Here is a 21,536-nt window from a genome sequence, read left to right as displayed (position 1 = left end):
TCATCCTGCGCACATCCCCGTGCTTGCGTGCATCGCCGTGTCTGGCGCCGCGTCCGAGGGCGAAGGGCTCTCGAACAGCCGCCCGACGCGTGTTTCGCGAAGATTGTCGCCCTCCCGCTCGATGAAGAGGGCGTCGATATGCTGCCGTCGGGCCAATTCCGCGCCCTCCCGGCTTCCTCGCACCATCAGCGCCGTTGCCCAGGCGTCCGCTGCCATGCAGGTCGCGGCAACCACCGTAACGGAGGCGGGCGAGGTGGCAAGCGGTCCGCCACGCACCGGGTCGATGGTGTGCGACAGCTTGCGCCCGCCGACCTCGACCCAATGCCTGTAGTCTCCCGACGTCGCGACCGCCGCGTCCTGCAGGGCAAGAATAGCGTGTGGCGCCCGTGCCCCGTGGTCCGGCCGCTCGACGGCCACGGTCCAGGCGGCGCCGTCGGGCTGAAGTCCGATGGCGCGCAATTCGCCGTCGATGGCCAGAAGTGCGTTGGCGATGCCGAAGGCGGCGGCAACATCGGCCAGCCGGTCGACGCCGTATCCCTTGGCGATGCCCGACAGATCGAGGGGCAGGGCGCCGTGCTTGCGCACCCGACAGTGCGCCGGGTCGAGGTCCAGGACCTCGTGCGCCGGGCGGCGGGCGCGGTCGAGGGCGCTTCGAATGTCCGGCGCGCTGGCGTCTTTCGGGCCAAAGCCCCAGGCCGCGACCGCGTCGCCGACGCCAATGTCGAACGCGCCCTGCGAGGCGCGGCCGATGTCCAGAGCGCTCTTCAGCACCGTCATGAGCGGTGGCGGCACGGCGACCCAGACGTCCGGCGCGGCCGCGTTGAGGCGCATCAGGTCGCTGTCCGGCTTCCAGGTGGACATCTGTGCATCCACGTCCGCCACCGCGGCCTGCATGGCAGCCGCGACCGGGGCCGCATCGAACCCCGCCGGCATGTGGAACAGCGCCGACCAGCGCGTGCCCATGGTGGGACCGTTCAGAGCGTGGCGCACGAGATCAGTAGACATCTTCGACATAACGTCCCTCGCTTTTCAGCATAGCCGGCGTCAGCCCGGTTGGGGCCAGGATTTCTGCCAGCGCGTCGGCCACGCCGGCGGCCATGCCTCGACCTCCGCACACCATCACGCGCGCGCCGTTCTGGATCAGGCCTGCCACCTGCGCCGCCTCGCCGCGCAGCGCATCTTGCACGTAGTGGGGGCGAACCCCGCGCGAAACCGCCGTGACGAGCCGCGAAAGACGGCCGTCGGCCTGCCAGCGCCGGAGATCGGCGCCATAGAGGAAGTCGCTCCCGGGATCGCGCATCCCGAAGAACAGATGCACGGGTCGCCGTCCTGTGTTGTCGCGCACGAAGCCCGCCAGCGGGCCGATGCCGGTGCCGGCGCCGATCAGGATCAGCGGCGTACGGCCCCGCCCCGGCCTGAAGCCGGGATTGCGGCGCACGAAGGCCGTCACCGTGTCGCCGGGATCGAGCGAGGAGAGCTGGACGGAACACAGGCCGCCCGGTTGCTTCTTCACAACGATCTCGATGAAGCCGTCGCGGCGGGAGGAGGCAAGCGAATAGAGACGCGGCACGGCTGAGCCTTCGGGCAGGATGCCGATCAGATCGCCGGCCTGGAAGCGCGCGAAGCCCTGTCCGCTCAACCGCTGCCAGAGCGTCGTCCTGGGCAGGGCGAAGCGCAGGATCGCGGTGGGTGCCTGCACCTCGTCGCCATAGTCGCGGCGCGAGGTAAGGGTGAGCGTTTCGCAGGTGGGAAGAACCGGCTGATGGGCCAGCTCCAGTTCGATCCCGAGCGCCGAGCCGAGCGTCCGTCCCCAGCGGGCGAACTCCTGGGGCGACTGGCGGTCCACGGTGTCGAACGGAGCGAACTCCGCCCAGCCCTTTGCCGTTGCAGCCGCCAGGACCTCTTGCGCGAAGGCGCAATAGGCCGGGAAGCTGCGATCGCCGAAGCCAAGAACGGCGAGCGGGGCGTCGGGCGCGCGCTCAAGTGCGTTCAGTCGGTCGAGAAAACCCTTCGCCGAGGCGGGCGCATCGCCGTCGCCATAGGTGGCGGCAAGAACGATGATCCGCCGCGCGCGGGCGTAGCGCCCGGGTGCGAAGGTCGACATCGGCGCGGCGTGGACACTTTGGCCCGCCGCTGTGAGGGCCGCGTGCAACGTTGCCGCGAAGCCCCATGTGCTGCCCCCCTCGCTGCCGACGAGCAGGATCGTCTCGGCCCGGCCCGCGGGCTGGTTGCCGTGAATGCGCGGCCTGGCGCGCCGTCCGGCGAGCCACAGAAGAACGCCCGTCGCGCCCATCACCGGCACGCCGAGGGCCATCAGCCCGAGCACCAGACCGAGCAGGGCGGCGCCCTGGCCGGTGTGAAGCATGTAGATCGTTTCGAAGGCGCGCTCCCAGCCCGTCAGGTCGGACCAGGCAAGAGCCGCGCCGGTGCCCTGATCCAGGTATCCGGTGCCGCGGTCCGTCTTCAGGGTGAAGACGTCGGTCGCATCTCCGGGATAGGGAAAGTTCAGCGCGCGCAGGTCCGCGACAGGGGTCTGCCCCAGCAGCTCGATGGCGCCGAGTGCCACGCCGGTCTCGCCGCTCGCGTTTGCCGGAAAGGCCGGCATCGAGCTCTCGACGGGCAGCAGTTCGAAGGTCGTGGCCGTCATCCACAGGGCCGTGGCCGAGGACAGGGCGAGACCGAGAACGGCGACGCGCGCGATCTCCACATGCAGCCGGCCGGAAAGCGGGCCGCGCAGGGGTGAGAACCAGTGCCGCCAGCCGCCGGCGCGCCGGGCGACGAGAAGCGCGCCCGACAGCGCCAGGACGAGCATCGCCGCCGCGCCGGCCGCCGTGACCATCCGCCCGCCATCGCCCAGAAACAGCGAGCGGTGCAGGTTGGTCAGCCAACGCCGGGTCTGGCTCGGGTCGGCCGAAGCCACCCCTTGCCCCGTCGCCGGGTCGATGATGGCAGCGCCAGGCGCGCCGTCATCGAACCAGTAGGCGGTGATCCGGCCCGACGGTGCACGCCGGATCTGCTCCACGCCCGGATAGGCGGTCTGGATGCGCGTGGCGAGATCCGCGACCGACAGCCCGGCCTCGGCCTGCGGCGAGGCCAGGCGTTCTGCTGCCGGAAACACCGACAGCACCGCCCCGCTGAGCGCCAGCACGGTGACGAGAGCCAGAGCCAGCAGACCCGGCCAGCGATGGAGCGCGCGGATCATGAGCGTGTCCCCTTACATGCCGTAGGTGAAGCTGGAGATGTAGCGCCGGCCGCGAACGGGTGTGCCGGCACCCGCCGTCGTCAGCGGCACGGCGACCTCGTTGGGACTGTCGCGCATGTCCTCGACGGCGGCATCGATGTGCAGGGTGTAGCCCGCGTCGAAGAGCGCATCGGCGAGATCGAGCGTGATCTCCAGCGTCCGGCCCGCGCCGACGCTGGCGCCGGTGATGCCGTTGATCTGGGCCGCATCCCCTCCGGTCGCGCGGTACCAGTCGGACAGGTGCTGGTAGTATTTCGACTTGCCGCCAGCCATCCAGAGGCTGCCCGCATAGGCGCCCTTTGCATCGGTGACATAGAGCGCGAGATAGGCGCCATCGCCGCCGTAGCTGTTGAGCGTCGTGGTCAGCGTGACCGGGCGCGCCATCGCGAGGCCGGGAAGCGTCAGCGCCGTGGTCAGCGCGAGCGTTGCGAGAATGGACTTCATCGGGAACACCTTCATCGTAAGTGGGAGCGTGACGGCCGGCTCAGTTCACCTGAACGCGGGGCGGCGCGCCGTTGCCGAAGAGGCCGTTGCTCGGCGGAGCCACGGTGCCGGCCGGCGCAGGGTTGCGCGCGCTGTTGCAGCCGTTGTCGTCATCCTCGCAATCGTCATCCTCGTCGTCATCGTCGTGACTGGAACGCCGGCGGTGCTTGTCATCATGGTCATCGTCGTCATCATCGTGCCTGTCACTGACGAAGATCAGCTCCACCGCCTCCTGGCCGGCATCGAAGGCGGCGGCGAAGGGGTGTTCCCCGGCTCCCGCCTCGCTGCGCATGGCGCTCCAGGCGGGCAACCCGATGGCGGCGGTAAGGGCCGTTGTGGCGACGAGCAGGGCAAGGGTCTTCTTCATGACGTGGGTCTCCTTTGAACCGGAGATGCCAATCTGGAGACGCCACCTGAGGGCTTCCTGACAACCCGGAGGTTTCGGCTTCAGCTTGGCGTCAGGAACGAAAAGCCCCGCCGTGGGGGCGGGGCTCGAGCCGAAACGACGGACGACGGCGGTTCAGTCGCGGTGCTTGTCTTCGTATTCGAAATCAACCACTTGCAATGTCTTCGGATGGATGGTCACCTCGATCCGGCGTCCGTCGGCATCGCGGCCGTCGACCTGGTAGCAGCCATCGTCGATCTTGATCCGGCGCACGGTCCAGCCGTTCTCCGCGGCAAGCCTGGCCACTGCCTTGCGCGGCTGCCAGTCGGCCATGGGAGCGAAACAATGGTCGTCATGGGCGAGCGCCGATCCGGCTGGAAGCGCCGCGAGAAAGGCGAGAATTGTCAGCATCTTCTTCATCGGGCAAGCTCCGGGGTGCGGCTATCCTGGCGAGACAATGCGCGTTGAAACTGACGGGATGCTGAAGCCTGAACCCCGCGCCCGTCAGCTGTGCGTCAGCCAGGGCGGACAAGAGGTATCATCAGGAACAAGGGAAACGAAACGCCATGCGCATCCTGCTGATCGAGGACGACACCGTTCTGGGCGCCGCCGTGCGCGACCAGATTGCCGGGGACGGGCAGTCGGTCGACTGGGTCACGCGCCTGGATGCGGCGGGAGATGCGATGGCCGGTGCGGCCTATGACCTGATCCTGCTCGACCTCATGCTGCCCGATGGACGGGGGATCGGGTTTCTCAAGACCCTGCGCGCCGGAGGCGACGTGACGCCGGTGATCATCCTGACCGCGCTCGACCAGGTTTCCGACCGCATCGAGGGATTGAACGCCGGGGCCGACGACTATCTCGTCAAGCCGTTCGACCTTGCCGAACTTTCGGCCCGGATCGGCTCGGTGGCGCGGCGCTATTCGGGCAATCCGAACCCGATCATCAGCCACGGCGCGCTCGCCGTCGACATCGCATCCCGCACCCTGCGCCGCGACGGAAAGCCGGTTCAGCTGACCGCCCGCGAATGGGCCCTGTTCGAAGCCTTCCTGTCGCGCCCCGGCCAGCTTCTGTCGAAGGCGCAGCTTGAGGAAAAGCTCTACGCCTTCGACACCGAGATCGAAAGCAACACCATCGAGGTCCACGTCAGCCGCTTGCGCAAGAAGCTTGGCGCCGGCGTCATCGAGACAGAGCGCGGCATGGGCTACCGTCTGGGCACACCATGAGGCTGCCGCGCAGCCTTCAGGCCCGCCTCGGGCTTTCCCTCGGCGTTCTGCTGACGGCGCTGTGGATCGCCGCCGCCTCCGTGACGGCCGTGATCCTGCGGCACGAAATGGACGAGGTCTTCGATTCCGCGCTTCAGGAGACGGCGCAGCGCCTGCTGCCGCTTGCCGTCGTCGACATCGTCGGGCGCGAGGAAGATGGCGTGACCCAGCGCCTTGGGGTGATCCGCGAGCACGACGAGTTCTTCACCTACCTCGTGCGCGACGCGCAAGGACGCATCCTGCTGCAATCCCATGCCGCGGATCCGACCGTCTTCCCCGCCTACGACGGGCCGGGTTTTCGCCAGACCGCCACCCACAGGCTCTACAATGAGGACGCGTTGCAGGGCAGCGTCAGGATCACCATGGCCGAGCCCCTGGACCGCCGTGCCGCCGTCGCACGGCAAATCCAGATGGGGCTTGGATTGCCTCTTCTTGTCGTGATCCCTGTCGCGCTGCTTTTCATCGTGCTTGCGGTACGGGCAAGCCTGGCGTCCCTGCGCCGCTTCCGGGAGAGCCTCGAAACGCGCAATGCCCGGGATCTGTCGCCGGTTCCCGCCCAGGACCTCCCGCTGGAAATCGCGCCGATGGCTGCCACCCTGAACGGCCTTCTCGACCGGTTGAAGGCGGCCTTCGACGCCGAACGCAGCTTCGCCGCCAACGCCGCGCACGAGTTGCGCACACCGCTGGCCGGCGCGATCGCGCAAGCACAGCGTCTGCAGTCGGAGACCGGCGACCCGTCGGCCAGCCAGCGGGCGGCGGACATCGAGGCAACGCTGAAACGGCTCACCCGCCGGACCGAGCGCCTCATGCAGCTTGCCAGGGCGGAGGGCGGCCGGCTGCGGCTGGACCATGCCTCGGACCTCCGCACGGCCGTGCGCATCGTGGTCGAGGACATCCGCCGGGGCGCCGGTGGCGGCTGCGGCATCGACCTGTCTCTTCCCGAGGCCCCGGTCATGTCCGATCTGGATCCCGACGCTCTCGGCATTCTCTGCCGAAACCTCGTCGAAAACGCCTTGCGCCACGGCAGCGGAACCGCGCCGGTGGTGGTGGAGCTGAGCACGGAGGCGGAGCTGACCGTCGCCAACGACGGTCCCGTCGTGCCGCCACAAGCTCTTGCACGCCTGACCGACCGTTTCCACCGTGCCGGCAAAGCGGCGGACGGCAGTGGCCTGGGACTGTCTATCGTTGCCGCGATTGCCGCGCGCACGGGAAGCCGGTTGGTGATGGCCTCCCCGAGACCCGGCGTGACGGACGGCTTCGAGGCCCGCATCCGGTTGCCCCGCAAGACGCCGGCGAACTGACCGTCGGCGCCAGTGTGCGCCGCCCGGCCGCCGACCCTGCATCAGGCGCGCGCGCCGTCTTGCTCAAGCGGCACGTCCGGCAGGTTCGAACGCCGCGGCTGGAATGCCTTATGAGGGATCCAGGGCATCCAGCAGGTCATCTTGTGTATAGCTGCGGCAATGGTCCACGATCACATCCGTCAGCGCCTGTGCCGCCGGGGACAGGCTGCGCCCGCTCAGATGCAACAGGCCGATATGGCGCACGATCGTGGGAACCTTCAGCGGGCGCACGACCAGAGTGGATCCTCCGATCACCGGCAAGGTGAGCCGGGGCAAGGCCGCGACCCCCAGCCCTTGCCGGACAAGAGCACCGACAGAGGCCAGATGCGAGACCTCGAAGCGGGGGCGGAAGACAGCTCCAATCTGCGTGACCGCCGCCTCGATATGATCGCGAACCGTCGTGCCGGGAGACATGGTGACGAAGGGCATGGCGAGGATCTCCTCCCACAGGAAGCTGCGAGGTTCATCCAGCGGCCCGCCCGGTGCTGCCACGGCATAGATTGGATCGCTGACCAGCTTGCGGAAGATCAGCCGGCCCGAGCTGTCGGCCGTGTTTGTCGTCAGGCCCAGATCCGCGCGCCCATCCAGCACGGCGCTTGCCCCGCCGTCCCACACGGCATCCAGAAAGCGCACGTCGATATCGGGCCTGTCCTTCACGAACCGCGCCAGGATGGGAGGCATGAGGCCGGCCGAGACCGATGGCAGGCAAGCCATGGAAATACTGCCACGCCGGGCGGCAAGAAAGGTCTCGAACTCCCCTCGCGCCTTCTCGGCTTCGTTCAGCACCCGGCGCGCCAGCCCCAGCAATTCCCGGCCGGACGGGGTGAGCTTCACATTGCGCGTATCCCTGTCGAACAGCCGCGTGTTCAGCCGCCCTTCAAGCTGCGCGATCTGGCGGCTGAGGGCCGGACTGCTGAGCCCTATAATCTCGGCCGCAGCACGAAACCCTCCGGCTTCGGCAAGGGTGACGAAAACCCGAAGGTCGTTGAGATCCGGATTGATGCGTTTCATGCACTGAAAAATGACTTCTTTTCAATTAAAACACCAGCCCCCATGTGCAACAGTTCCTGCCGCTGGTGAAAGAAAAAGAGATAATAAAAATAAATTTCTCCGGCAATTTTCTGGAGACTATTTGTCTTGTTTGGGAGGAGACTAAAATGAAAATCCGTGCACTCGCCGCGGCTGGCGCCCTTTTGCTCGCGATACCCTCGGCTAACGCCAATGAAAATCTCTTGATTGGCTCGACGTCTACGTCTTCGAGTCAGTATGGATACTTTGTATCAATCGCCAAGATCATCAATGATCAACTCGAGGGCGTTGAGGCGTCTGTGGTGGAAACCGGGGCAACGCTGGACAATATCCGCCGCATGGACCGCAACCAGATCGATTTTGGTCTTGTCACCACCAATGTTGCCCAGCACGCGGTGAGCGGCACGCAAGAGTTTGATGGCCGTCCGACGGGTCTGCAGCTTCTGTGGGTCTATTCCCCCGCACCGCAGAATGTGGTGGTGCGCAAGGACAGCGGTATCGACGCGCTGGAAAAGCTGAATGGTCAGCGCTTCAATCCGGGCCTGAAGGGCTCCGCCACCGAGGCCACGACCGAGGCCGTCCTCAAGACACTCGCCATCACGCCTGACTATGTTCGCGGCTCCACCACCGACGTGGTGAACATGGTCAAGGACAACCGCGTTACCGGCTACGTCAAATCCGGCGCAGGCAAGAAGCTGGACAGCTCTTCGCTCGATATCGCCACGATGACCCCGATCAACGTTCTGTCCCTCACCGGTGAGCAGGCCGCCAAGCTGGAAAAGGAAATGCCCGACATTTCCGTGGTGAAGGTGCCGGCCAATGCCGATCAGGACATTCCCGCCTATTCCACCTGGAGCTTCGGCCTGGCGGTGGGCGTCAGCCCCAAGCTGAATGAGGAAACTGCCTATCGCATTGTCGATGCGGTGATGGCCGACACGACCGTTCAGGCCGCGGCGCTGGCCTCGATGAAGGGGGCGAACCTGGCCGAACTGACCACCACCTACGGCACCATTCCGCTGCATCCGGGCGCGGCCCGCTGGTTCAAGGAGCACGGCATCGAGATTCCCGAAAAGCTTCAGCCCAAGAAGTGATGGGAACCGCCAATGTTCAAGAAGCTATCCGCCGCGCTCGCGGTCCTCGTTGGCGCGTTCGTACTATGGACCGCGGGCGCAGGCCCCTTTGAGAGCCTCATTCAACGTGCGATCTTTCTGGCTCTGGTCGTCTGCCTTGGCCTGACGCTCTATCCCCTTGGCGCCGGCACACGCTGGCGCCCTGTGGGGCTGGCAGTCGATCTTGCCATGGCTGCCTGCACGCTGGCCGCCTGCACCTATGTGGTCGTCAACTACGATCGCATCATGACGGAACTGCCCTGGGCAACCTCGCTGGACATGGCGCTGACCGTCGGCCTGACGCTTTCCGTTCTCGAACTCAGCCGACGGACTGTGGGGATCATCTTCCCGGCGGTGGTGGTGGCCGGACTGGCCTATGCCATGCTTGGCCACCTGTTGCCCGCTCCCCTCAACCATCGCGGTTTCGATACCGCCTTCGTGACCGAGACGCTTTTCCTCGGGGATCTTGGCGTGTGGGGCATGCTGACTGGCGTGGCTGCCACCGTGATTGCCGCCTTCGTGCTGTTTGGCGCCCTGTTGTTGCACACTGGTGGCGGACAAGCCTTCATGGATCTGGCCATGCGTCTTGGCGGACGCAGCCCCGGTGGCGCTGCCAAGGTGGCGACCATTGCCTCGGGCCTGTTCGGCATGATTTCCGGCAGTGCCGTGGCCAATGTCGCCACCACCGGCAACTTCACCATTCCCATGATGCGTCGGCTCGGCTATCCGGCCCCCTTTGCCGCCGCGGTGGAAGCGGTTGCCTCCACAGGTGGGCAGATCGCCCCGCCGATCATGGGCGCGGCCGCCTTCGTCATGGCCGAAATCCTCGGAGTGCCTTACTTCACCGTCATGGCCGCGGCGGCCATTCCGGCGCTGCTGTTCTATCTCTCCGTGTTCATCACCGTGCACATCGTCTCGCTGCGGCGGGGCCTGCGGGCCGCGCCAGACGAGGAGCTGCCGGCCTGGAACTCCATCTTCGCGCCGCGCCGGGCCCTGCCCGTGGTGGCTGCGCTGGGCGGGCTTCTGCTGGCCATTCTCACGGGCCGTTCCGTCACCACGTCGGCCTTCTGGGGTGTTCTCGGCCTGCTGCTGGCCTATGTCGTCACCAATGTCGGGCAGGCCTCGCCCCGCGAGATGGCAAAGCACGTGGTCGACGGACTTGCCGATGCCGGACGTGGCCTTGTCATTGTCGGCGTGCTGCTGGCTGGTGCGCAGATCCTCGTGTCGATGATCAACCTCACCGGCGTGGGGGTGGTGATCTCCTCGCTCATCGTGCAGTTGGCCGGCGACAATCTGGCCATCATCGCGATCATCGTGGCTCTGGTTTGCCTCATCATGGGCATGGGCCTGCCGACCACGGCTGCCTATGTCCTGGTTGCCGCGGTTCTGGCCCCGGCCATGACGGCGGTGGGGGTGGAGCCGCTCTCCGCCCAGATGTTCGTGTTCTACTTCGCGACGCTTTCGGTGGTGACGCCGCCCGTCTGCGTGGCGGTGTTCGTGGCGGCCGGCATTGCCAGGACCAACTGGCTGCCCGCCGCCCTCGAAGCCGTGCGGCTGGCCGCGGTGGTCTATCTGGTGCCCTTCCTGTTCCTCGTCTATCCGGGCATGACCGCGAGCGGCGGGGCGATGGCGGTGCTGGATGCGGTGCTGACCGGCGGTGCCCTGGTGCTGGCCGTGCCGGCTCTGCTCAGCGGGCTGCCTTTGTTTGCAAACCGCCTGCTGGATATCGCGACCTATCTCGCGGTCATCACCCTGGCTGTCCTGCCCTATACCGTCACCCCGCTGATCGCCCTGGCCTTCCTGGCGTGGGCCTTCATGCGCAAACGTCCGCAGACACCGCAAGAAAGCAGCGTCGCGGCGGAGCGTCGGCCATGAAGAGCATCCGCATCGGCACCGGCGCGGGCTATTCGGGAGACCGGATCGACCCGGCCGTCGATCTCGCCGAAAGAGGGGAGCTGGATTATCTGGTGTTCGAGTGCCTGGGGGAGCGCACGATTGCCCTGGCCCAGCTCTCCCGCCTCGACAATCCGGATCACGGCTACGAGCCGCTGCTGGAAGCGCGCATGCAGGCCGTGTTGCCGGCCTGTTGCAAGAACGGTGTGAAGATCGTCACCAACATGGGAGCGGCCAACCCGCTGGCCGCCGCCCAGGCCACGGCCCGTGTGGCCAGGGAGTGCGGCCTGAAGGGCCTCCGCATCGCGGCCATCACCGGAGATGACGTTCTCGAGGCCGTTTGCAGCGGTGATTTCACCGTCGAGGAAACCGGCGCCCCGGTGGCCGACCTGCGCGACAAGCTGGTTTCCGCGAACGCCTATCTGGGGGCCGGCTCCATTGCGGAGGCGCTGGCGCGGGGGGCGGATGTGGTCATCATCGGGCGCGCCTCCGATCCGGCTCTGTTTCTGGGTCCTGCCGTCCATGCCTTCGGCTGGCGAATGGACGACTGGGCAAGGCTGGGGCGCGGAATTGTCGCCGGCCATCTGCTGGAATGCGGGGGGCAGGTCACCGGCGGCTATTTTGCCGATCCCGGCTACAAGGATCCGCCCGACCTGGCCCGTCTGGGGATGCCCATCGGTGAACTCGATGAAGAGGGAGGCCTCGTCGTCACCAAGCTGCCGGGGACCGGCGGGGCGGTCACGCGGGCGACCTGCACGGAGCAACTCCTGTATGAGGTGCACGATCCGGCGCGCTACCTTCAACCCGATGTCGTGGCGGACTTCTCCGGCGTGACAATGATCGAGAATGGTCCCGATCGCATTCGCGTTACCGGGGGCAACGGGCATCCCCGCAGCGGTCTGCTGAAGGTTTCCCTGGGCTTGCAGGACGGCTGGATCGGCGAAGGGCAGATCTCCTATGCCGGCCCCGGCGCCGTGGCGCGTGGACAGCTTGCGGCGGATATCGTGGCCGAGCGCCTGCGCCTTCTCGGCGTGCCCTGCCGGGAAACGCGCGGCGAACTGATCGGCGTCAACGCCATTCTCGGCCCCGAGCCCGGCCAGCCGGACCCGCGCGAGGTCCGCATGCGCTTCGCCGCCCGGACCGACAACCGCGAAGATGCAGAGCGCATCGGCAGGGAGGTCGAGGCCCTTTATCTCAACGGCCCGGCGGGCGGCGGTGGCGCGTGGCGCTCGACGCGCCGTGTCATCGGCGTGCTGTCCACCCTGGTTCCGGAGCAACTCGTGACGCCCCGAATTCACATGATGGAGGCCTAGATGCGCTTGCGTGAACTCGCCCACAGCCGCACCGGCGACAAGGGCAATACCTCCAATATTTCAGTGATCGCCTACCGGCAGGAGGATTACCCGCGCCTTGCGCGGGACGTGACCGGGGAGCGCGTGAGAGCCTGCTTCCCCGGTCTCTCCATTGGCCGGATCGAGCGGTTTGAAATGCCCGCGCTGGGGGCGCTGAACTTCGTGCTGCATGATGCTCTGGCAGGTGGAGTGACCCAGTCCCTGGCGCTGGATGCGCATGGCAAGTGCATTGGCGCGGCCGTGCTCGACATGGACCTTGCCGAAGACTGAACAGGCAGCGGCACGGCCGCCCCTTACCGCTCACCGCATGCGCCGCGCGCGACCCACGCTGTTTCTCACGCATGAGCCGTGAGATGAGGAATGACACATGGATAATCTTGAAGCTGACGCAGGCTCCGCCTCTCACGAAGCCCCGACCCACGCCCCGTTCCGCCTGGACGGCAAGGTGGTTCTGGTCACCGGCTGCGGGTCCATCGGCCCCGGCTGGGGCAATGGCAAGGCCATTTCCGTTCTGTGCGCGCGACAGGGCGCGCGGGTCTATGGCGTGGACCTCGATGCGGAGGCTGCCGCTGAAACCGCCCGTCTGGTCGCCGCGGAGAACGGCACCATGGACGTGAACACCTGCGACGTGACCCGCGCCGATGAAACCGCGGCCCTGGTGGAGGACTGCCTGACGCGGTTCGGCCGCATCGACGTGCTGGTCAACAATGTCGGGCGCTCCGAGCCCGGCGATCCGGTCTCCATGGACGAGGACACCTGGGACGCCCAGATGGACGTGAACCTGAAGAGCGCCTATCTCACATGCAAGGCCGTGCTGCCGGTGATGGAGAAGCAGGGCGGCGGGTCCATCGTCAATGTCTCGTCCGTCGCTGGCCTGCGCTACATCGGCAAGCCGCAGGTGGCCTATGCCGCGGGCAAGGCCGGGCTGATGCAGATGACGCGCACCACGGCCGTTCTCTATGCCTCCAGAGGCGTCAGGCTGAACTGCGTGGTGCCCGGGCTGATACACACGCCGCTGGTCACCAGGCTGGCAGACAAATATGCCGGCGGGCAATATGAAGCCTTCGTCGCCACGCGAAACCAGCAGGTGCCCATGGGCCGCATGGGCTCCGCCTGGGACGTGGCCCACGCCGCCCTTTTCCTTGCCTGTGACGAAAGCCGCTATGTCACCGGCACCGAACTTGTGGTGGATGGCGGGCTGACGAGCGCCACCCGCTGACCTTTTCGCCCTGCTGCCCGCAGGGTCGCGAAACCATGCCCGAGGAGACATACATGGCCCGCATTCCCTATGGCGATCCGGATGCGCCTGAATCCCGCGCGCTTGTGGAGCGCATCGTCGCCGAGCGCGGCAGTTTGCTCCATCTCTACCAAATGCTGATCCACAGCCCGCCGGTGGCCGAGGGCTGGCTCGCCTTTCTCACCGCCATTCGCCAGAAAAGCGGGTTGAACGGCTGCCTGCGGGAGCTTCTGATCGTCCGTGTCGCTCAGATCAACAATGCCCCCTATGAGGCGGATCAGCATATTCCCATCGCCCTGCAGGAAGGCGCGAGCCAGGCGCAGGTGGACGCGCTGGCCAACTGGCAGGAAAGCGAGCTGTTCACCCCCGACCAGCGCGCGGCGCTTGCCTACGCGGAAGCCATGACGCGGCAGGTTCAGGTGCCGCCGGACATCTTCGCGCAGGTGCGCGCGCACTTCGATGATCGCGCCCTGGTGGAGCTGACCGCGACAATCGGCGCCTACAACATGGTCTCCCGCTTTCTGGAAGCGCTGGAAGTCCACACCCACGACCCGCGCTGAGCCCTCTGCGCCGGGCCATGCCCCGGCGCAGTTTTCCCCTTGCCCGGCAAAGCCTTCCCGGCCAGCGGGCCGGTGTTCCCGGCGGGGCTGAAATGGCGGGCCGAAGCGGAGACATGCGTCTGGCGCGTGCTGAGGATCCAGGCAGCCCGGTGGAGTTGAAGGGCCTTTTACCGTGGCATGAAACCGATGGTTCAAGGCCGCATGCAGGCCTTCGCCTTCTGGAGTTGGAGTGGCGGCTTTTCGCCGATCCAAATCAGCCTGATTTTTCCAACCGGCGCTGTTTTGTGCCATTTGATCTGACGCGCCAGTTTCTGGACATGCGCGCGGACAACCTCGAATACCTTTTGAATATCAATTACTCTCGGAAATTCCCGCCGAATCCCGGCTTAGCGCCATGTGTTCTTGCGCGCTACCGCGTGGAAGCGGTCGGTGGAGCGACGTTCTGCTTGGCGAGAATGTGGCTATCGGCGAATTCCATCGCACGGGAGCGACAAAATGGCGGAGAGAGAGGGATTCGAACCCTCGATACGGTTTCCCGTATACACGCGTTCCAGGCGTGCGCCTTAAACCACTCGGCCACCTCTCCGCAGCCAGTCCTGTCTTTGCAATGACGCCCCGCAGTGGTTCAGGCGGGGCGAAAAGGCAGGACGCGATGCCGGCGGGGTGCGGATTCGAAGCGGTGCGAGAAAATCGCGCCCGACGAGCCATCTGCCGCCTGCAAGTGGCGCAATATACCGAGGAGGGGGGCTCTTGCAAGCGCTGATGCGGACGAAATGCCGTGTTTTCAACATCAAGTGTCCGGGGGGCGGTGTCTCTTGCCGCCGCGACCCGAAATCCTCGGGCAAAGGACGCAGGGGACGGCGGGGGGAGACGCGCGGTTCTCAACCTTTCGTGTGCGCGGGGCCGCCGCGATTGCGCCTGGGCCCGCCCGTCCTTATCTTCTGGCCAGTTGCAAGGATCTGCTGCAAGGATCCGTTGCCGGCACCGGTCGCCCGGACGTGCAGCCGGAGCCCGGTATCGGGATCTGGTTGACGTAAGGGGATCCCGAGGGGGCGTCGACCGCCCGCCGGATAAGGAAATGCGCGGCCCCGCCGCCGCTCGAGAGGACATGATGATCAGACTGCTGCTGCGCCTTCTCGGGCTCTGGTTCATCGCCATGGCGCTGGTCGCGCTCGTCGTCGACGGAACCAGTTCGATCGCCGCTTCCGCGTGGACCTTCACGCCGATCGGGAAATACTGGTTCGACCTGTCGCCGGCTTCGATCAACGTCGCCCAGGCTGCGATCCAGCGCCATGTCGCGCCGGCCCTGTGGGACCCGGTGATCCTGACGCTTCTGACCCAGCCCGTGTGGCTTGTTGCCGGCCCGCTCGGCATTGTGCTCCTGTGGCTCGGCGAGCTCCGCTTCGGCCGCCGCAGGCGGCAGGTTTCCTCCTGACCCTGCCTTCGGGCCGGCCTTGCGGACGGGCGACCGGAGATGCGGTCGAACCCAGGAAAGGATGCGAAATTGTCTTTCATGACCATGCTCAGCAACAAGTTTTCCCTGGTGTCGCGTGACATGGCGCTGCCGGGGCGCGACACGCCGGTCATGACGCCAGGCGTGCATACGGTTCTCGGACAGCCCATCGACCGGCCGGCCGAGGGCGGGCTTGAGGAGGTGCTGCTCGGCCTTGGCTGCTTCTGGGGCGCGGAACGGCTCTTCTGGACCCTGCCGGGCGTCACCGTGACGGCGGTCGGCTACGCCGGCGGCCACACGCCGAACCCGACCTACCACGAGGTCTGCACCGGTCGAACCGGACATACGGAGGTGGTGCGTGTCCTCTTCGATCCGCGCGAGATTGCGCGCGAGGACCTGCTCAAGGCGTTCTGGGAGGGCCACAACCCGACCCAGGGCATGCGCCAGGGAAACGACACGGGAACCCAGTACCGCTCGGCCATCTATTTCGCCGGCGAGGAGATGGGGCAGGCGGCAGAGGCCACCCGCGATGCCTATGCCGAGGCGCTCGCGGCGGCGGGGAAGACGGCGGCGATCACCACCGAGATCCGGCCGATGGATGCCTTCTACTTCGCCGAGGACTACCACCAGCAGTATCTCGACAAGAACCCCGGCGGCTATTGCGGCCTCGGCGGCACCGGCGTGAGCTGTCCGTCCCCGCTGCGCGAGGCGTGACGCCGGCGCCATCAACCGGCGACCGCACCGCCTGGAAGCGAGACGAAAGGCCCGGCATCGCCCGGGCCTTTCGCGTTCGGCCTGCCATTTGCGGTTTCAGGCGACGTTAACCCTATCGCGCCACTGTGAACCGCAGGTGCGACGCGCGTTGCAGGATGCGTCGGGCGAGCGGAGAAAGACGATGCGTGGTGCGGATGTTGCGGCTCTTGCCGCCCTGCGGGCGGGCTTTGCCCGGGCCGTTGCGATTTTCACCTGGCTCAGTGTGCTGCTTGTCATGGCCGCGGCCTGGCTTGCCGGTGCCGCGTCGCCGGTTCTGGTGACCGCATCCGCGCTGCTTCTGGGCGCTGTCGCCACCGCCGTATGGCTGCGCAAGGAGACGGGCGCGGGAACGCGCATGGTCGGTGCGGCCGCGCTCGGCGGCCTGTCCTGCCTGTTGGTTGTCGCGCTTGCGGGCGGCGATCCGGCCGGGAGCTTCCAGGCGGAAGGCCACCTTTTTGTCTTCGCCGTGCTGGCGCTGCTTGCCGGCTGGCTGGATGCGCGTGCGCTTCTCGTCTATGCCGCCGTCGTTTGCGGGTTTCACGGTATCATTGGCCTTGTCGAGCCGGATCTGGTCCTTGCCGGGAGCGCGGGTACGCTGCGCGTGCTGCTGCATGTTGCGGCGCTGGCGCTGGAAACGGCGGCGCTCGTCTGGTTCGTGCGCGCGCTCAAGGGCGCATTTGCGGCGGTCGCGGGAGAGGGCGGGAACGCGGACGAGGCGCTGTCTCTGGCGCGCGCGCGGCTGCAGCAGGCGGAAGAGGCGCAGGCGGCTTTGGAGCGCGACACGCGCAAGGATCTGGCGTCTGGCATCGCCGCCTTTGGTGACGAGATCCGTGGCCTTCTCGACGAGATGGACGGACGCTCCTGCGTGTTGCGCGAGGCCGCGAAGCATCTGGAGGCGGCTGCCCGCAAGTCGACCGAGGAAGCAGACACCGCGTCTTCGGCCTCGGGAACGGCGCGGGAAAACGTGCGGTCCGTCGCCGCGGCGGCGGAGGAACTTTCCTCCTCGATTTCCGAAATCGGCGGCCAGGTCTCCCGCACCAGCCTTGTCGTGGAGGCGGCGAGCGCGGGCGCGCAGGACACCAATGATCGGGTTGCCAGGCTGGCCGCCGCCGCCGGCAGGATCGGCGAGGTGGTGACGTTGATCCGGGCGATCGCCGAGCAGACCAACCTGCTTGCGTTGAACGCCACCATCGAGGCCGCGCGCGCCGGTGAGGCGGGCAGGGGCTTTGCCGTTGTCGCCGCCGAGGTCAAGGAACTCGCCACCCAGACCGCGAAAGCGACCGAGGAAATCGGCGCGCAGATCGCCGCGATCCAGGGTGAGACGCAACAGGCGGTCGCCGCCATTGGCGAGATCGCACGGACCATGCGGGAAGTGGACGGCTTTACGTCCGCCATTGCCGCCGCCGTCGAGGAACAGGGTACCGCCACCGCCGAGATCTCGCGCAATGTCTCCGGCGCGGCCTCGAGCACCGGGGCTGTCACCAGCTCCATTGCCGGCCTGTCGGACACGGTTGCGCGCACCGCGAGCGCGGCCGGCGAGATGGAAGCGGGCATCGACGACGTGGTCCGTCGCGCCGAGGGAATGCGCGGCGCGGTCGAACGCTTCCTTGCCCGGGCCGCCGCCGCCGGCTGAGGGGCGAGAGCCGTGTGTCTCGGGGAAGGAACAGGCGCGCGGCGATATGCGCGCTTCGTCCCCGTGCGGGCGTGATGTAACACTGTCTCCATGACGCCGCTGACCATCGATCCCGCTGTCCGGACCCGCTTTCGGCGCCGCAACCGCGCGCAGACCCTGGCGCTTGGCGTCGGTGCGGTGCTGCTTCTGTGCCTGTGCGCCTTCGCGATTGCCGGCGGTGACGGCGTGCTCTGGGCGCTCATCGGCGGATCGTTCGCCGTCTGGCTCGCCACCCGTGTTTCGCCACAGATCGTTCTGGGTCTTTACGGGGCGCGGGAACTGGCGCCGGCGGAGGATGCGCGCGCGCATATGATCGTGCGCCTGCTGAGCGAACGCGCCGGCCTGTCAGCCGTGCCCCGCCTGTTCCAGGTGCCGAGCCGGCTCATGAACGCCTTTTCCAGCGGCCGGCCGGATGACGCGGTGATCTGCGTGACCGACGGGCTGCTGACCCGCATGAGCTCGCGCGAGCTCGTTGCCGTGCTGGCTCATGAGATCGCCCATGTCGCCCACGGCGATATTCTCGTCATGGCGCTGGCCGATGTGGTGAGCCGCATGACCACGGTGATGTCGATGCTCGGCCTCTTCCTCGCCTTCTTCAATCTGCCGTCGCTGATCGAGGGGAGGGAGGGGGCACCCTTTGCGATCATCGCCGCCCTGCTCGTCGCTCCAGCCCTCGGCACGCTTCTGCAGCTTGCCCTTTCGCGGACCCGCGAGTTCGATGCCGATCTCGGAGCAGCCGAACTGACCGGCGATCCCGAGGGGCTGGCGCTCGCGCTCACCCGGCTCGACCGGATGCAGGGGCGCATGTGGGAGGCGGTGCTGCCGACCGGCGCGCGCACGCCCGATCCCTCCGTGTTGCGCACCCATCCGCGCACGGAGGAGCGCATCGAGCGGCTGATGGCGCTGAAGGCGAGCCCCGACCGGTGGATCGACGACAAGGGCCATCCTCATGTGCGCGCCCGCTCGCCCATCCCGGATGCGGGGCGGCCGCGCCACAGGCTGCGCGGCCTGGGTCTCTGGCACTGATCTTCCGCGCGCAACCGACCTGCGGGCAGCGTTGCGCGGGCTGCTCAGCTCATCCAGCGCAGGATGCGTTCCTTCACCGGATTGACGAAGGGCCGATCCTCGGCACTTGAGCGGAACCATTCATCCTTGAGCTGCATCCACCAGCGGCCCTGTGTGTCGGCGTCGTTGATCAGCATCAGTTTGGGATTGTGCTCCAGCCCCTCGCGCTGCTGGATGACGACGCGCCGGTCCTGGTCGAGGAACACCTTCATCAGGTGACGCGCGAGCGGCGCGAGCGGCGCGATCCAGCCCATGCTCACCCAGAACATCTGCCGCACCTCGGTGTGAGACGGGTCGATGGGGGTGATGGTGGTCAGGCCGACGACCGTGTGCTTGCTGCCCTTGATATGCTCGATGCGCAGGCCCGGAAGCGCGTAGCGGATCTCGGTGGTGACGTCGTCGCCGAGGATCTTGTAGGCGATGTTTTGCGGCGGCAGCTTGTGGCGCACCATGGCCCAGCCGAGATCGGAGGGGGCGAAGTGCTTTTCCTTCGGGCGCAGCTTCTTGGCGTTCTTCTTGAACCACCACGAGGTGTGGACGAAGGCCGCATGCGTGGGGTCCATCAGTCCGAGCGCGGCGTGATCGACCGAACAGACGAAGGGCAGCATGATGTCGAGACGCGGCGCCGTGGCGGCATCGATGTCGGGCATCATCGGCGGCTCGGGCTGGCGCCCGTCTTCCGGTCTCTCGCCGTTTTCGGGGAAGTAGATCCAGATGAGGCCGTTCTGCTCGCGCGCCGAATAGGCACCGCAGGAGATCCTGGAATAGTCGATGGTCTGGGCCGCGTGGGTGGAGGGGATGTCGACGCAGGTGCCGTTCGTGTCGAACTTCCAGCCGTGGTAGCAGCACTGCACGGTCTCGCCGTCGAACCAGCCGTGGCGCAGCGGAATGCCGCGGTGCGGGCAGATATCGCGCAGGGCGAAGATCTTGCCGTCGGCGGCGCGGCCTATCAGCACCGGCTCGCCCATCAGCGTCTTGCCGAGCATCTTGCCGGCCGGCACCTCGGAGCCGGGGCACGCCACATACCAGAGCCCGCGCAGCAGGTCGGCTTCCAGCTTGTTCATCGATCGGATCTCCCGGGAGGGGCGCAGTCGCGCGGACCGTGCCCTGTCGCGCCCGCACGGGCAAGCCCCCGGGGCGGTTGGCTGGCGTCAAATGTGAAAAAGGCGCGATCCGTTGCCGGAGCGCGCCTCTTTCGGAAGTCGGCAGGGTGCGTGCGCCTGATCAGGCGGCCAGCGCGCCCTTGGCCTGATCGACGAGGCTCTTGAACGCCTCCGGCTCGCGGATCGCGATGTCGGACAGGACCTTGCGGTCGATCTCGATACCGGCCTTGTTCAGGCCGTCGATGAAGCGGCCGTAGGTCATGCCCTGCTCGCGGACAGCCGCGTTGATGCGCTGGATCCACAGCGAGCGGAAATTCCGCTTCCGCGCCTTGCGGTCACGATAGGCGTACTGCGCCGCACGCTCCACCGCCTGTTTGGCGACGCGGATCGTATTCTTGCGGCGGCCATAGTAGCCCTTGGCGGCCTTGATGACCTTCTTGTGCTTTGCGTGGGCGGTAACGCCCCTTTTGACACGCGACATGGTAGTCTCCTTGGAAAGTCGAGAACGCCGTCAGGCTCAGCCGTAGGGCAGGAACTTCTTGACGATGCGGGCATCGGGCTCGGCCAGGGTGGTCGTGCCGCGTGCGTTGCGGATGAACTTCGTCGAACGCTTGATCATGCCGTGACGCTTGCCCGCCTGGGCGGTCTTGACCTTGCCGGTCGCGGTCAGTTTGAAGCGCTTCTTCGCTCCGGACTTCGTCTTCAGCTTGGGCATTTTGCATCCTTTCTTTGCACGGCGAATGCAAGTGCATCGCCGGTCTTGTTGGAAGCTGTCGTGAGCCGCCACGGCATGCCCGTATGTAGCGACACCGCAAAAAAATGCGGTCCCGCAGAGCCGGGCGGCTCGGGACAGGGGCTTATAGGCACCCGTCCCGAAAAAGACAAGGGGCTTGTCGTCCGGTTTCCCCCTCGAAACGGCGAAGGCCCGGCGATTTGCCGGGCCTTCGGGACTATCGGGCGACCGTTTCCGGCCTGAAGGTCTCAGCGCACGATCGGCGCGAGCACCATGACCATCTGCCTGCCCTCAAGGCGGGGATGCGATTCCACCTTTGCGAACTCGGCGGTCTCGTCGCGGACCCGGTGCAGAAGCGCGATGCCGAGATCCTGGTGCGCCATCTCGCGGCCGCGGAAGCGCAGGGTGACCTTGACCTTGTCGCCTTCGTCGAAGAACCGCTTCATGTTCCGCATCTTCACCTCATAATCATGGGTGTCGATGTTCGGACGCATCTTGATTTCCTTGACCTCGACGACCTTCTGCTTCTTCCGGGCCTCGGAGGCCTTCTTCTGGCTCTGGTACTTGTACCGGCCATAGTCGAGAATCTTGCAGACAGGCGGCGCCGAGTTCGGAGAAATCTCCACCAGGTCAAGACCGGCCTCCTGGGCCATCCTCATGGCTTCATCCGTCAGGATGACGCCGAGGTTCTGCCCCTCGTGGTCGATGAGCTGAATTTCCCGAACGCGGATCTCTTGGTTCGTGCGCGGGCCATCCTTGGTGGGGGGCGGTGCGCGATATGGACGGCGAATGGTCGCGATCTCCTCTAATGTTGATCCGAATATATCTGGCCACGGTCTGCCGAATTGGCAAGGTACGCAACA

General features: G+C 66.7%; 22 protein-coding genes and 1 tRNA gene. 12 read left to right on the top strand and 11 right to left on the bottom strand.

The window, feature by feature from the left end:
* The 5 genes from ACSLUQ_RS12920 to ACSLUQ_RS12900 form a co-directional block, all read right to left on the bottom strand.
* On the bottom strand, positions 1 to 1,014 hold the full coding sequence (locus tag ACSLUQ_RS12920) for an FAD:protein FMN transferase (RefSeq protein WP_417772118.1): 1,014 nt from the start codon (positions 1,012 to 1,014) through the stop codon (positions 1 to 3).
* Complete coding sequence (locus ACSLUQ_RS12915) at positions 995 to 3,202, bottom strand: PepSY domain-containing protein (protein WP_461808752.1); 2,208 nt, start codon at positions 3,200 to 3,202, stop codon at positions 995 to 997. Before ACSLUQ_RS12915 ends, ACSLUQ_RS12920 begins: the two co-directional genes overlap by 20 nt.
* 12 nt (positions 3,203 to 3,214) lie before the next feature.
* The gene (locus tag ACSLUQ_RS12910) at positions 3,215 to 3,685 is read right to left on the bottom strand and encodes a DUF2271 domain-containing protein (protein WP_417772120.1); all 471 of its coding nucleotides are present in this window, start codon (positions 3,683 to 3,685) and stop codon (positions 3,215 to 3,217) included.
* Positions 3,686 to 3,725: 40 nt separating this feature from the next.
* Positions 3,726 to 4,091 (bottom strand): hypothetical protein, encoded by a 366-nt coding sequence (locus tag ACSLUQ_RS12905; RefSeq protein ID WP_461808751.1) that lies wholly within the window; start codon positions 4,089 to 4,091, stop codon positions 3,726 to 3,728.
* Positions 4,092 to 4,244: 153 nt separating this feature from the next.
* Positions 4,245 to 4,529, bottom strand: a complete 285-nt coding sequence (locus tag ACSLUQ_RS12900; RefSeq protein ID WP_417772122.1) for a PepSY domain-containing protein — start codon at positions 4,527 to 4,529, stop codon at positions 4,245 to 4,247.
* Positions 4,530 to 4,675: 146 nt separating this feature from the next.
* On the opposite strand from ACSLUQ_RS12900, the gene ACSLUQ_RS12895 reads away from it, so the two are divergent.
* Both ACSLUQ_RS12895 and ACSLUQ_RS12890 read left to right on the top strand, forming a co-directional pair.
* Entirely contained in the window at positions 4,676 to 5,335 is a 660-nt protein-coding gene (locus ACSLUQ_RS12895; RefSeq protein ID WP_417772123.1) for a response regulator transcription factor, read from the top strand.
* A complete protein-coding gene (locus ACSLUQ_RS12890) occupies positions 5,332 to 6,675 on the top strand; it encodes an ATP-binding protein (protein WP_461808750.1) in 1,344 nt (447 codons plus the stop codon). The genes ACSLUQ_RS12895 and ACSLUQ_RS12890 overlap by 4 nt, the downstream gene beginning before the upstream one ends.
* A 108-nt stretch (positions 6,676 to 6,783) precedes the next feature.
* Here ACSLUQ_RS12890 and ACSLUQ_RS12885 read toward each other — a convergent pair whose 3' ends face one another.
* A complete protein-coding gene (locus tag ACSLUQ_RS12885) occupies positions 6,784 to 7,725 on the bottom strand; it encodes a LysR family transcriptional regulator (RefSeq protein ID WP_417772125.1) in 942 nt (313 codons plus the stop codon).
* A 146-nt stretch (positions 7,726 to 7,871) separates the two neighbouring features.
* Between ACSLUQ_RS12885 and ACSLUQ_RS12880 the strand changes: the two genes are divergently transcribed.
* The 6 genes from ACSLUQ_RS12880 to ACSLUQ_RS12855 all read left to right on the top strand — a co-directional run bounded on the left by ACSLUQ_RS12880 (position 7,872) and on the right by ACSLUQ_RS12855 (position 13,894).
* A complete protein-coding gene (locus ACSLUQ_RS12880) occupies positions 7,872 to 8,834 on the top strand; it encodes a TAXI family TRAP transporter solute-binding subunit (protein ID WP_417772126.1) in 963 nt (320 codons plus the stop codon).
* 12 nt (positions 8,835 to 8,846) lie between these two features.
* Positions 8,847 to 10,727 (top strand): TRAP transporter permease, encoded by a 1,881-nt coding sequence (locus ACSLUQ_RS12875; RefSeq protein ID WP_461808749.1) that lies wholly within the window; start codon positions 8,847 to 8,849, stop codon positions 10,725 to 10,727.
* Positions 10,724 to 12,058, top strand: coding sequence for an acyclic terpene utilization AtuA family protein (locus ACSLUQ_RS12870; RefSeq protein ID WP_417772128.1), 1,335 nt, complete (start codon positions 10,724 to 10,726; stop codon positions 12,056 to 12,058). The genes ACSLUQ_RS12875 and ACSLUQ_RS12870 overlap by 4 nt, the downstream gene beginning before the upstream one ends.
* A complete protein-coding gene (locus tag ACSLUQ_RS12865) occupies positions 12,059 to 12,367 on the top strand; it encodes an AtuA-related protein (RefSeq protein WP_417772129.1) in 309 nt (102 codons plus the stop codon).
* 97 nt (positions 12,368 to 12,464) lie between these two features.
* On the top strand, positions 12,465 to 13,316 hold the full coding sequence (locus tag ACSLUQ_RS12860) for an SDR family NAD(P)-dependent oxidoreductase (protein WP_461808748.1): 852 nt from the start codon (positions 12,465 to 12,467) through the stop codon (positions 13,314 to 13,316).
* A 53-nt stretch (positions 13,317 to 13,369) separates the two neighbouring features.
* The gene (locus ACSLUQ_RS12855; protein ID WP_417772131.1) at positions 13,370 to 13,894 is read left to right on the top strand and encodes a carboxymuconolactone decarboxylase family protein; all 525 of its coding nucleotides are present in this window, start codon (positions 13,370 to 13,372) and stop codon (positions 13,892 to 13,894) included.
* 496 nt (positions 13,895 to 14,390) lie between these two features.
* Here the strand turns inward: ACSLUQ_RS12855 and ACSLUQ_RS12850 are convergent.
* Positions 14,391 to 14,480, bottom strand: a tRNA-Ser gene (locus ACSLUQ_RS12850).
* A gap of 522 nt (positions 14,481 to 15,002) precedes the next feature.
* Between ACSLUQ_RS12850 and ACSLUQ_RS12845 the strand changes: the two genes are divergently transcribed.
* The 4 genes from ACSLUQ_RS12845 to ACSLUQ_RS12830 all read left to right on the top strand — a co-directional run bounded on the left by ACSLUQ_RS12845 (position 15,003) and on the right by ACSLUQ_RS12830 (position 18,798).
* On the top strand, positions 15,003 to 15,329 hold the full coding sequence (locus ACSLUQ_RS12845) for a hypothetical protein (protein WP_417772134.1): 327 nt from the start codon (positions 15,003 to 15,005) through the stop codon (positions 15,327 to 15,329).
* Positions 15,330 to 15,407: 78 nt separating this feature from the next.
* Positions 15,408 to 16,061, top strand: a complete 654-nt coding sequence (gene msrA, locus ACSLUQ_RS12840) for a peptide-methionine (S)-S-oxide reductase MsrA (RefSeq protein ID WP_461808747.1) — start codon at positions 15,408 to 15,410, stop codon at positions 16,059 to 16,061.
* Between the two features lie 181 nt (positions 16,062 to 16,242).
* Positions 16,243 to 17,733 carry a methyl-accepting chemotaxis protein gene (locus ACSLUQ_RS12835; protein WP_461808746.1) on the top strand — a complete coding sequence of 497 codons (1,491 nt, stop codon included), beginning with the start codon at positions 16,243 to 16,245 and terminating at the stop codon, positions 17,731 to 17,733.
* A gap of 90 nt (positions 17,734 to 17,823) precedes the next feature.
* Positions 17,824 to 18,798 carry a zinc metalloprotease HtpX gene (locus tag ACSLUQ_RS12830; protein ID WP_417772137.1) on the top strand — a complete coding sequence of 325 codons (975 nt, stop codon included), beginning with the start codon at positions 17,824 to 17,826 and terminating at the stop codon, positions 18,796 to 18,798.
* A 44-nt stretch (positions 18,799 to 18,842) separates the two neighbouring features.
* Here the strand turns inward: ACSLUQ_RS12830 and ACSLUQ_RS12825 are convergent, their stop codons facing one another.
* From ACSLUQ_RS12825 to infC, 4 genes are all read right to left on the bottom strand, one after another.
* Positions 18,843 to 19,901, bottom strand: coding sequence for a Rieske 2Fe-2S domain-containing protein (locus ACSLUQ_RS12825; RefSeq protein ID WP_417772138.1), 1,059 nt, complete (start codon positions 19,899 to 19,901; stop codon positions 18,843 to 18,845).
* Positions 19,902 to 20,061: 160 nt separating this feature from the next.
* Entirely contained in the window at positions 20,062 to 20,421 is a 360-nt protein-coding gene (gene rplT / locus ACSLUQ_RS12820) for a 50S ribosomal protein L20 (RefSeq protein WP_417772139.1), read from the bottom strand.
* Between the two features lie 36 nt (positions 20,422 to 20,457).
* The gene (rpmI, locus tag ACSLUQ_RS12815) at positions 20,458 to 20,655 is read right to left on the bottom strand and encodes a 50S ribosomal protein L35 (RefSeq protein ID WP_120270265.1); all 198 of its coding nucleotides are present in this window, start codon (positions 20,653 to 20,655) and stop codon (positions 20,458 to 20,460) included.
* A gap of 266 nt (positions 20,656 to 20,921) precedes the next feature.
* Complete coding sequence (gene infC / locus ACSLUQ_RS12810; RefSeq protein WP_417772163.1) at positions 20,922 to 21,464, bottom strand: translation initiation factor IF-3; 543 nt, start codon at positions 21,462 to 21,464, stop codon at positions 20,922 to 20,924.
* Positions 21,465 to 21,536: the final 72 nt, after the last annotated feature.

It is taken from the genome of Stappia sp. ICDLI1TA098, assembly GCF_054880955.1.
The sequence above is the reverse complement of the archived record's forward strand: the minus strand, read 5'-3'. Positions and strand labels throughout refer to the sequence as shown.